The sequence below is a fragment of the Sphingobacterium yanglingense genome (assembly GCF_004363245.1).
GTDB classification, from domain to species: Bacteria; Bacteroidota; Bacteroidia; order Sphingobacteriales; family Sphingobacteriaceae; genus Sphingobacterium; species Sphingobacterium yanglingense.
Genome location: NZ_SNYV01000013.1, coordinates 18,782 through 30,753 on the forward strand (window position 1 = coordinate 18,782; position 11,972 = coordinate 30,753).

At 41.8% G+C, this 11,972-nt stretch carries 9 protein-coding genes; 8 read left to right on the forward strand and 1 reads right to left on the reverse strand.

All coding sequences use genetic code 11. The annotated features are described in order from the left end of the window. Window positions 1-13 precede the first annotated feature (13 nt). From CLV99_RS08525 to CLV99_RS08560, 8 genes are all read left to right on the forward strand, one after another. Window positions 14-2,068, forward strand: a complete 2,055-nt coding sequence (locus CLV99_RS08525) for a RagB/SusD family nutrient uptake outer membrane protein (protein ID WP_133584094.1) — start codon at window positions 14-16, stop codon at window positions 2,066-2,068. Between the two features lie 33 nt (window positions 2,069-2,101). After that, window positions 2,102-3,004, forward strand: coding sequence for a BT_3044 domain-containing protein (locus CLV99_RS08530; protein WP_133584095.1), 903 nt, complete (start codon window positions 2,102-2,104; stop codon window positions 3,002-3,004). 15 nt (window positions 3,005-3,019) lie between these two features. After that, window positions 3,020-4,291 (forward strand): BACON domain-containing protein, encoded by a 1,272-nt coding sequence (locus CLV99_RS08535; RefSeq protein WP_133584096.1) that lies wholly within the window; start codon window positions 3,020-3,022, stop codon window positions 4,289-4,291. A 73-nt stretch (window positions 4,292-4,364) separates the two neighbouring features. After that, a complete protein-coding gene (locus tag CLV99_RS08540) occupies window positions 4,365-6,371 on the forward strand; it encodes a calcineurin-like phosphoesterase C-terminal domain-containing protein (protein WP_133584097.1) in 2,007 nt (668 codons plus the stop codon). A 229-nt stretch (window positions 6,372-6,600) separates the two neighbouring features. Continuing rightward, window positions 6,601-7,227 (forward strand): outer membrane beta-barrel protein, encoded by a 627-nt coding sequence (locus CLV99_RS08545; RefSeq protein WP_133584098.1) that lies wholly within the window; start codon window positions 6,601-6,603, stop codon window positions 7,225-7,227. A gap of 228 nt (window positions 7,228-7,455) precedes the next feature. Next, window positions 7,456-8,385, forward strand: coding sequence for a M23 family metallopeptidase (locus CLV99_RS08550; RefSeq protein WP_133584099.1), 930 nt, complete (start codon window positions 7,456-7,458; stop codon window positions 8,383-8,385). Between the two features lie 17 nt (window positions 8,386-8,402). Beyond that, the gene (locus CLV99_RS08555; RefSeq protein ID WP_133584100.1) at window positions 8,403-8,648 is read left to right on the forward strand and encodes a hypothetical protein; all 246 of its coding nucleotides are present in this window, start codon (window positions 8,403-8,405) and stop codon (window positions 8,646-8,648) included. A gap of 517 nt (window positions 8,649-9,165) precedes the next feature. Next, window positions 9,166-10,458 carry an acetylxylan esterase gene (locus CLV99_RS08560; RefSeq protein ID WP_133584101.1) on the forward strand — a complete coding sequence of 431 codons (1,293 nt, stop codon included), beginning with the start codon at window positions 9,166-9,168 and terminating at the stop codon, window positions 10,456-10,458. Between the two features lie 57 nt (window positions 10,459-10,515). Here the strand turns inward: CLV99_RS08560 and CLV99_RS08565 are convergent, their stop codons facing one another. After that, a complete protein-coding gene (locus CLV99_RS08565; RefSeq protein ID WP_021070919.1) occupies window positions 10,516-11,907 on the reverse strand; it encodes an arginine decarboxylase in 1,392 nt (463 codons plus the stop codon). Window positions 11,908-11,972: the final 65 nt, after the last annotated feature.

Consider the following 11,972-nt stretch of genomic DNA (forward strand, 5'->3'; position numbering starts at 1 on the left):
ATAGATCAACGATATGAAGACGTCAATAATCATAAAGAGAATAGCGAAAGCAGCCTTTATTATTCAACTGTTTTTTCTGGTGACATCCTGTAAGGACTACCTGAATATCGATAATTATTTCGATGATGAATTTAATATAGATTCCGCTTTCAGTAATGCGCGGAATATGGAAGCTTATATGTGGGGAGCTGCAGCTATGTTTCCAGACGAATCCAGAACGATACGAGGCAACTATACCCCGGGGCCAATGGCTACAGATGAGGGATTTAACGGTTTGACTGGGGCTGGAACAACTAATATCTATTATGGGATGGATTTTGCAACAGGGAATATCACTCCGGATAAATTTGGGGGGCTTAATCAATGGGGCAATTATTATAAAATAATCCGTAAGTGTAATCTAATCTTGCAGAATCTGCAAAAGCCAAAGGATATTACTTCAACAGATAGGCTTCGTATAGAGGGGTATACCCGTTTTATCAGAGCTTATGCTTATTACAACATCTTAGTGGATTATGGCCCTCCTATTTTATTGGGCGATGAGGTTGTAAATACCAATGAAAGTATGGAATATTACGACCGTCCGAGGTCTACGTATGATGAGGCCATGGAGTATACCTGCGCAGAATTTGAGAAGGCAGGTACGCTAATGCCTCCTGATGTCGGTCTTTTGAATTTTGGACGACCTACTCGAGGTGCTGCTTTTGCTATGATCGCTCGTCTACGTTTGATACACGCTAGTCCTTTGTATAATGGAGGTAATGCTGCGCGTTCTTACTTCGGAAACTGGATGCGTAAGACTGATGGGGTGCATTATGTATCGCAGCAGTACGATGAGAGTAGATGGGCCGTGGCAGCGGCAGCCGCAAAGCGTGTTATGGATATGGGGAAATACCAGTTATATACTGTTCCTGCAGATAACATGACCGCTCAGTTGCCTTCGGGGGTAACTTCGGATCCAAATTTCTATGGATCATATCCTAATGGTGCTTTGGGAATAGATGCATTCAAATCCTATTCGGATATATTTACGGGTGAGTCTGTTGCGGCGATTAATCCGGAGTTTATCTGGGGAGTGAGTGCACCCTATATCAACACGGACATTAATCAGGGGGCTTTCCCGCCTACACTGGGCGGATGGGGCCGTTTCTGTGTGACACAGAAAGTAGTGGATGCTTATCTGATGGAAGACGGACGTAGTATACAGGAAGCCCGTGGTGATACCTATTTTGAAAGCGTAGCCGATCTACCTGCAGGCGGAACTTTTAATGACCTCTTTACGGAGCAGTCTAAAACTTTCTCTGGATATCCACTTAATGCTGGTGTGTATAAGATGTACGCAAATCGTGAAATGCGGTTTTATGCCTCTGTTGGTTTTAACGAAGCTGTGTGGCAGGCGTTGTCAACGTCTGATGCTGCATTACAGAATCATACTGCTAAGTATTATTTTCAGGACCTTGATGGCCGTGGTGGCGTATCTGCAAGCTCTCCTAACTATCCTATTACTGGATATATTATTAAGAAATGGGTTCACTCGTATGATGCAAAAACCGGTACAGGAGCTCGTACACTTCCTAAATTCTATCCTATTATACGGTATGCGGAGATCTTATTGTCTTACGCAGAGGCATTGAACAATCTGAACGGTAGTCATACGGTCAAGATGGGAGAGAGAGAATATACGATGTCAAGAGATGTGGAAGAGATTAAGAAAGCATTCAACCAGGTACGTTACCGTGCAGGGCTACCGGGATTGTCCCCAAGTCAATTGACTTCTGCAGGCACTGTTCAAAAAGAGCTTGTACGTGAGCGTATGGTGGAGTTTTTGTGGGAAAATAGACGTTTTTACGATGTACGTCGTTGGGGAATGTATGAGGAAACCGAGCGTGAACCTATTATGGGAATGAATCCGGATGGAGCGACCAAGGAAGCATATTATAGACGTGTGATTCCAGGGACATCATCTTTCTTGACAAGAGAAGTGAACAAAAGACTGAATTGGGTGCCGATACCGCGTTCGGAGATGAGAAGATTACCTTCTGCGGATCAGAATCCGGGATATAATTAAAAAAGTAGTACCTGAAAACTAAAAAAATAACAGATGAAACGAAGATATATAACAGTTCTCGCACTCCTGTTGGGCGTGGCTTCATGTAAGGATAATGAGGTGTTTGAGAAAGAAATGTATAAGAATGAGGTTTCCCTGATTAGTAGCGAAAATCACAATGTCTTTCAAGAGGTGGTGCATATGACAGGTGAAGAAATCATTGGCTATGTAGCTGCTTCTGCTGGTGGTACATTGGCTCCAGCAAAGGATCTGGTCGTAGGATTGGAAGAGGATGCCGAGCCGCTAAAGGAATATAACTGGGCTAATTTTGACGCTGCAGAAGAGCTCTATGCTAAGCTGTTGCCTCAGGATAAGTATGAGATCATGGATGACAAAGTGGTGATCAAGGCTGGTGAGCGTACGGGAAGGACGATGATTAAATTGAGACCAGAAGGGCTATCGCCAGATTCGACTTATTTTATCGGATTGAAGGTGGTTGATAAGTCGGGGGTTGAGATTAATCCGAAGAAGAGTACGATGTTATATCAGGTGTCTTTTCAGAATGATTATGCTTCGCAAGTGAATAGTTCGATGTATATGATGACGGGGGTGAAGGATGATGTAATCCCTGTTGCGGCCAATAAAAAGCTTTTTCCATTGACTCATAATAGTGTAAGATTGACTGCAGGTAATGAATTGTTCGAACCGAAGCTTGCGAACATTGATAAAAACTCAATGATATTGGAAATTGATGACTCTAATCGGGTGACCATCAAACCGTATAAGACTATACATGTTGTGCAATTGGATAACGATCCTAAATATCCGAATACATTTCAGGTCGAAGAGTCTTTTGGTAAGAAAACTAATGTGTTCTTGATTTCTTATCAGTACTCGGTTGATGGGGGAAAAACTTACAGTAAGATGAAGGAACGCGTGGAGATGCAGGTTAAATAATAAAAGAAGGAATCCATGAAAACGACTAATTATTATAAAATTAAGGCGATGTCAAAAGTAGTTTTTGCTTTTGTCCTTTCCCTGACAATGCTATTGACGTCCTGTAAAGATGAAAATGAGGTGAAGGGCCGCTTTATGTTAAAGGACAATCCATCGAAGATGGAAGTGCCTTCGCGTGGCTCTTCGGAGACCTATACCGTGCAATCTAGTGGTCACTGGAAGGTGGAACCACAGCGTAAAGAGAAGTGGCTAAAGATCGATCCAATGGAGGGTAATGGCGATGGTACATTTACAGTGACGGTGAATAAGAATATGGCTCAGGAAGCCCGTAATGTAACGCTCTTTTTTACAGTAGATGGTCAGCTTCATAATAGTGTGCTTAAGATAGAACAGGCAGCTGGGACAGGAGAAGGAGAAAATGAGGAGCCTTATATTTACCTTGATGGAAAGCCAATTAAACTGGAATCAGAGGAAGCTGGTGCTGTGACAAATTATGTCTTGCGTGCTAATGGAAAATGGCGCTTGGAGTTGGAAGATCAACCAGAATGGGTGAATGTGGAGCCAATGGAAGGTCAAGGGGATACGCCAGTAAAAGTGACTATTGATAAAAATACTGACCTAGAACGTACAGCAAACCTGTTGTTCTTTTTGGATGGTGTACAGCAGGAAAATGTGTTGAGTATTTATCAAAAAGGTCAGAAGTTACAGGTTTCAGGAGATTTGGTCTTGAAAGAGGATTTCAATTGGCTGAGTTACGGTAGTGAGATTTTTAATGTGACGACCGGCGAGACGAGAATTGGTTCGTGGAAAGAAGAAGACCTAGCTAAAGGTTGGACAAGTACCATAAATACAACAACAGGAGCTAGCGATTATGCTTCCATCTATGGGCGTCCGGGGTTTGTGAAGTTAGGACGCACCAATTACGGTGGAGATCTGATATCGCCCAAGTTGGAAAATGTACAACGTACGAAGGACCTGTTAGTGACTTTTAAAGCGGTACGATATGCAACAGGGGATCATTATCTTCTTACGGTAGGTGTCAATGGCCCGGGAACGGTCAGTGTAAAAGAGTTTGATATTATGAATGTGGCTAGCCCGAATTCGAATCTAGAGGCATGTAGAGCTGCATGGCAAGCTCCTGCAGCGACATATTCTTTTGAAATAAAGGGAGCGACTGCCGAGACGCAAGTATGGTTCTTAGGGGGAGCTTTTGATCAACGTGCAGGAAACTGGCCTAAAACGACAAACCGCATTTTTATCGATGATGTCGTCGTCACTGTAAAGTAAATGTAATCAACCTATAGTTAACTATAAAGTCCGTGCAGAGTATTCCGCACGGGCTTTTTAATAACAGACAACAATGAATAAGAAATTCCATTATAGTAGACGTTCCTTTATCCATGCTTCTCTGATAACAGGATTAGGTCTTTCGTTGAATCTTTATAGTTGCACAAAATCTGTGGCCGAGCCTGCAGAACCTACCACACCAGATTCTGGGGGAGGGGATGATGGTAAATTGAGTATTACAGGCGTGCTTATCGCTGCACATATAGATGCAACCAAAGGGTCAGAATATAGTATTAGCGGAAAGGGATTTGCAACGGGTGATCAGCTCTACTTTGAATCACGGGCTAATCTAACAGCAACTGGGAAATACACAATAACGAGTAAAAATGTTACAGCAGATCAGATCAGTTTTGTGTTTCCAATGGATATCCCTTCGGATAGCTATAGGGTATCGGTAAAACGAGGTGCGCAGTCTTTTTTACTAGGGACGACAATCCTTAACCTGTATTTTAATGCTAATATTCCGGATAAGGCAGGTATGACTGTAAAAGGGGTAGTCTATGCAGCAGGTGTTGGGATTGCCAATGTGGTGGTATCTGATGGATTTGAAGTGACGACAACAGATCAGGATGGTGTATATTATCTTCCGTCTAATAAAAAAGGAAGGTATGTCTTTGTGTCTATCCCCGGGAATTATGAAGTAGCGACTAGCATGAATGCGCCACAGTTTTTTCAACGTCTCAATTTGCCTGCGGATGTTGTCGAAACCAAAGATTTTGAATTGAAGGCGGTCAACAATGAAAAGCATGCTGTAATGATTTTGGGTGATATGCATCTGGCTCGACGTACGGATGATATCAATCAATTTCAAAAAGGATTCTTGCCCGATGTCAATAAGTCTATTCAGGCCTATAAGAGCGCAGGTAATAAGGTGTATGCACTAACACTGGGGGATATGACCTGGGAAAGTTATTGGTATTCGAATAATTATGCTCTACCACAGTACTTGACCGAGATGAATAAGATTGAGGCTATGGTGTTCAATACGATGGGTAACCACGATAATGATCCTAAGGCCTCTGGCGATTGGGAATCTGAAAATACCTATAGAACGATTATCGGACCGACTTATTATTCTTTCAACTTGGGTAAGGTACACTATGTCGTACTGGATAATATTGAGTATCTGAATGTAAATGAGGCGAGGAATTATAACACTAAAATTGTAGAAAACCAGATTGAGTGGCTTAAAAAGGATCTGGCGACGATAACGGACAAAAGTACACCTATAGTAGTCGCTATGCATGCACATTTGCATAGTAACCCTTCATTAAATAGTAGTGGTAGTGAGACAACAGGCTATAGGATTACTAATGCGGCTGATTTTGTCAATGCGTTGAAGGGCTTTACGACGGTTCATGTGGTTACGGGACATACACATATCAATTATAATGTAGAGCTAGCTACTGCACCGAATATTATGGAGCATAACACGGGGGCAGTGTGTGCGACCTGGTGGTGGACCGGTAATGTGGGGTATGCAGGAAATCATATCTGTAAGGATGGTGCACCAGGTGGCTATGGTATTTGGGAAATGCAGGGGAGAGATTTGAAATGGAAGTACAAGGCTATAGGCGAAAGCGAAGATTATCAGTTTAGGGCTTATGACCTCAATCAGGTGCATCTGACTAAGGATAAATATGCTCCAGCTTACACAGGATCGGAGTGGAATACGTATGCGGCTGAATATGCGAATCCAAATAAGAACAACGAGGTCTTAATTAATGTCTGGAATTATGATAAAGGCTGGAAGGTGGAGGTTACAGAAAACGGAACGCCCCTTACAGTAAACCGGGTGCGCATGCGTGACCCGTTGCATATTATATCGTATTCGGCGCAACGACTGAACCGTAATGCCGTACCTACGGAAGATTTTGTGACGACCCTGACAGCACATATGTTTAAGGTAAAAGCTTCTTCGTCTACCAGTACATTGGAGATCCGGGTGACTGATCGTTTTGGAAAGGTATATCGGGAAAGCATGGTGCGGCCTAAAACATTGGGCTATTTAATGAAGTAGTCGAGTACGTCATGTCGCAGCGTCACGATTGTGGTCGACGAGTTCTCGGTGTCGGTTTATCGCGGACCTTGTGGAGACATCTATAGGGTATCTAGACAACGGATGTAATGCTCGAGGGGATAAGTCGTAATTCTTGGTAGCCGGTACTCCGTCATGTCGACCTTGTGGAGACATCTATGGGCTATCTAGACGGTGAGTATAATTATTATTAGTGTTAAATTTTTTTAAAATGAAAGCTATATTAATATCATTTGTCGGGATTTTGGTGTTTGGCTTTAGCGCACAGGCACAAACCGAATTTGGGCTAAAAGCAGGAGCTAGTTTTCCCTCTTATAAATGTGCTGATTCGGAAGTACTTGGAGAGACGAAATCTCTTACTAGTTTCTATTTAGCAGGCTACCTTGATACGCGTATTGCTTCAGGACTTTATTTTCAACCTGAGGTATCCCTACAAGGAAAAGGAAGTAAGCTGGTAGAGTCGCAGGAACGAGGGGCATGGCAGATTGAACAGAAAACCAAATGGTTGGATTTTGCTTTTAACTTTTTGGGGAAAGTGCCTATTGGGCAAATAGGGAAGGTATTTGTTGGTGCTGGTCCTTATATTGGATTTGCGATGGACGGGATCAATGAATATGCCGAAAAGGGCACTACCACAGCCGTGATTATCTATGATGATAATGCCATGAGAAGCTTTGATTATGGTGTTAATGCGTTGACAGGGATTAAATTTGCCAAGCGTTTTTCTGTGACAGCTAATTATAGGATGGGGATGGCTAATATCGCAGAGAGTGCTTTTAAGTGGTCGGATAATGTCAAAAACCGAGTGTTTTCTGTAGGTGTTGGAGTTGGTTTGTGATGTAAGGTATGACTTTTAGAGGAGCTATTTGTGCTGAGGAGCTTTTTTACGGTTAACTGGAGGTTTAGCTTTGGAAAGGTATACCGACAGACGATGGTTCGTCCCAAAGGATTGGATTATTTAATGAAGTAATCAAAAGCGGCTGTTTTTTAAATAGCTTCTTCTTTATTCTTAATGTTTTGAATAATGGATGTTTTTTCTTTATCTTAAAGCATTATAAACGAGATTATGAAGATAAAAAATATTTTATGCTGTTCGCTGTGCTTTATTATGTCATCATGGGCATGGGGACAGGAGAGCGCGCTCAAACTTACCTCTAAACGCAACGACGATAAATCTGTGGAATTGTATTTTGAGAAGGATGATCCGGGGACTATGACGGTCAACCTCAAATTTAAATCACTTAGTAATTCGAGTGTTCCGACGAATATCTGTAGAGCAGAAGGATACTCGGGGCCGTTACTGACTTTAAGGCCTATGAACAAGGATAATGGAATTGATTTGTCCTATAGTTACCGTTATATTAGAGGACGTCTGATGCCTAAGTTTGATGAAACATTTGTTTATGCAATCCCTTTTAGAACTGGTACCGAAGTCTATGCGCGTGAAGCTGGTTTTTTGAGTGCAAGATATTTCGGAAATACGACGCCGGATGATTGGAAAGTCTATCATTTTTATACAAATGATCAACAAGAAGTGACTGCTTCGAGAAAAGGAGTTGTGGTAGAAATAAACGACCGACATGAGGATGCAGTGCTAGAGGATAAGGAATACAGCTCGAGTACGAACAGTATTATGATAGAGCATAAAGATGGTTCATTGTTGAAATACGATGGATTGAGCAAGGACAATATGAAGGTGAAACTGGGTGATGTTGTATTCCCTGGGCAGGTAATCGGAAAGAATGTAAAGCGGGGTAAATACGGGTATTTTGTGAGTTTTATGTTGATGTATCTTAAATCTGCCGATCTGGATGCGAATGAAGGAAAAAATATTACGAATTCTACTAGCTTCTATGGTTTTATCACGCCACTCTTTGATGTGGGGACGGAAGCTGTTGTCTTGACGAAAGATGCGAAATATACGGCATCGATTAGTCCTGATCTTATCACCAAAGAAATGAGTAAGAAGGAGATAAAGAAGTATAACGGGAAATAAGGCTTGTCGCTATCACTATGATTAAACAAAAAAAGAGCGATCTAAAAAGCTTGAATTTCCCGTCTTTGCGAGAGGTAGGTTTTTTTAACAAACACAGAGGAGATTTGATGACAGTGCGTAGCTTTAACCGAGCTTGCGAGCTCACCAAAAGTAATCCGTCTTTGCGAGGATTCAGCCAAGTAGCCGGAGACGAAGCAATCTTAAAAATGGCTTTACGATATATGGCTTATAGATCGCTTCGTAGCCTCGCGATGACGAGATAGTTTTTAAACCGAGTTTGCGAGCTTACCAAAGGTAATCTGTCATTGGTAGGAAGTATGAAGACCCGCGAAGGCAGATGCGTAGCAAACTAATCTGTGCTTTGAGTAAGTTAGATTGCCACACCATTCCCGATTCTCGGGACAGGCTGTTCCTCAGGTTTGCAATGACGATGACTTATTGCTTTTTAGACACCTTATCTGTTTTTAGATTTGCTTCCTAAGGCAGAACAGAATTTAAGGCAGAATATACTCTTGCACGCCGGTACTCCGTCATGTCGACCTTGTGGAGACATCTATAGGCGATCTACCTGGTGAATTCTATTGAGTAGGCTAGCCGATACCCGTATTGCTTCAGGACTTTATCATCAACCTGAGATGTCGTTGCAAGGAAGAGAAATTGGGGCTTTGCTGCCTTTAATAATGGGAGGATATGACGATAAAATATTGAAAATTAGAGCGAAATGTAGGTAATAATATTTGCAATCTTTATATTAGAGTTTTAAAAAATAATAATCAACTTATGAAAAGCCCCCAATTTATTAACCTATTGGCTCTGCTATGTTTTGGATTGTTAATTTCCCACGCGGGATATGCTCAGTCTAGATCTTCGCAAGCTATTCAGGTATTGGTGTCACCAAACAAACCTGATTGGACTTATAACAAAAATGAGGAAGCCTCTTTTAAAATTCAGGTATTGCAACATCAAGTCCCTTTGACAGATATTGAAATTACCTATAGTGTAGGCCTAGAAAAAATGACACCTACTGACCAAGGTAAAGTGAAGCTAAAGGACGGTTTTGCGGTGGTAAAGGGCAGGTTGGCCGCGCCTGGGTTTTTACGTTGTGAAGCAAAAGTATCTATAGACGGGCGTTGGTATAGTGGTATTGCTACAGCAGGATATGTACCATTGGACATCAAACCGACTCAGACATTGCCAGATGATTTTCAAGAATATTGGGATACGGCAATAGCTAAGGCCTCGAAGGTACCTCTGGATGCGAAGTTAACATTATTGCCCGAGCGATGTACGGAAAACGTAGATGTATACCATGTAAATATGCAAAATGCAGCCGCTGGGACACGTCAATATGGTATACTGGCTAAGCCAAAAAAGGAGGGTAAGTATCCTGCGGTATTATCGGTCCCTGGCGCCGGTATTCGTCCGTATGCTGGTGTTATTGATCTTGCAGAAAAGGGTATAATTACACTGCAAATCGGTATTCATGGTATTCCTGTCACCTATGAAACAGGGCTGTACAATGACTTGGGCAATGGTCCACTAAAAGGATATCCATTCTTTAATTTGGATGATAGGGATAGTTACTACTATAATAGGGTGTACTTGGGCTGTGTAAGAGCTGTGGATTTTCTATACGCTTTGCCAGAGTTTAATGGTAATGATCTATTGGTCTGGGGTGGTAGCCAAGGTGGTGCTTTAGCTATTATTACGGCTTCTTTGGATAGTCGGGTAAAGGGCTTGGCCTCACTGTATCCTGCTTTGAGTGATCTCACTGGTTATATGCACAATCGTGCGGGTGGATGGCCTCATATGTTTAGAACGGATGTGGATGAGAATAAAGTGAAGGTGTCGGCTTACTATGATGTGGTCAATTTTGCCCGTTTTGTAAAGGTGCCCGGATTTTATACCTGGGGATATAATGATGATACATGTCCTCCAACTTCTTATTATTCGGCATATAATCTTATTAATGCACCTAAAGAATTATACCTGGTACAAGAGACTGGCCATTGGACTTATCCTGAGCAACATCAAGAAATAGAAAAATGGATGCTCAAGCAGTTGAAGAAATAAAAGAAATATAGCGTAAATCAACATAAAAAGGGGCATCGTATGCCCCTTTTATGTTGATTATTGATATCCTAAAAGTTTCATGACCTGTTTGGAGTTTTGCTCCTCACCGAATACTTCGTAGTTGAATGTCTCGTCTCTATTACGACGGATGATCACGTGCTTAGGTGATGGCAGTAGACAGTGGTGTATGCCTCCATAGCCACTTAATACATCTTGGTAAGCTCCCGTGTGGAAGAAGCCAAGGTACTGCACCTTACGTGTCTTAGGCATGAACACGGAGTTCATGTGTGCCTCTTGGTTGTAGTAATCCTGTCCGTCGCAGGTGATACCACCTAAATTGACCCGTTCGTATTCCGAATCCCAATTGTTGATCGGTAATAGGATGTACTTTTGGTTCAACGCCCATACGTCCGGTAGGTTGGTAATGAATGAACCATCGATCATAAACCATTTCTCACGGTCATTCTGTAACTTACGGCCTAATACTTTGTAAAGTATACCTGATGCCTCAGCCACCGTATACTTACCAAATTCGGTAATAATATCCGGTTCCATGACCTCGTGGTGCGCGCAGATCTGCTTGATGCGGTTTACGATCTCATTGACCATGTATTCGTAATCGAAGTCATGCACCAAAGAGTCTTTGAATGGCATACCGCCACCAATATCTAAGGTATCTAGATCTGGGTTTACTTTTTTGAATTTACAGTACAAAGTCACGTACTTCTCTAATTCGTTCCAGTAGTAAGGGGTGTCCGAAATACCGGAGTTGATAAAGAAATGCAATAACTTAACCTTGAAGTTAGGGTTGTCTGCAATCTTATTGTTGTAAAAATCGATAACGTCTTCAATACGTATACCTAGGCGCGAAGTATAAAACTGCGAGTCTGGTTGCTCCTCTGAGGCGATACGTATCCCTAGGGCACAAGGTTGGTCTAGCTCTATCTCATCGTCATAGAGGTTGAACTCTTCCTTATTGTCCAATACCGGGATGATATTCGTATAACCATCATGGATCATATCGATGATATACTGCTTGTACTGGTAGGTCTTAAAACCATTACAGATTACGGTAATGTCTTTGGTCACCGTACCGGCACGTTCTAAGGAGTCGATCATAGGCATATCAAAAGCCGATGAGGTCTCCAAGTGGATGTCATTTTTTAAGGCTTCCTCTACGATATGTTTGAAGTGGGAAGATTTGGTACAATAACAGTACTTATACGATCCCCTATAATCGTGTTTAAGGATAGCGGTTTGAAAAAGAATCTTCGCCTGTTGAATTTTTTTGCTGATTATAGGTAAATAAGTAAAACGTAGTGGCGTGCCATACGTCTCTATCATTTCCATCAAATTCAAATCGTGGAAGTACAATTCGTCGTCGATTATTTCGAATCCGTCTTGCGGAAAACCAACACTTAAGTCAAGAAATTCCTGATAGCTCTGCATTTTTTATTATTTTTGGCAAAGATATACTTTCATAATGAATACCTAAACACTTTGAGTGTTATTTT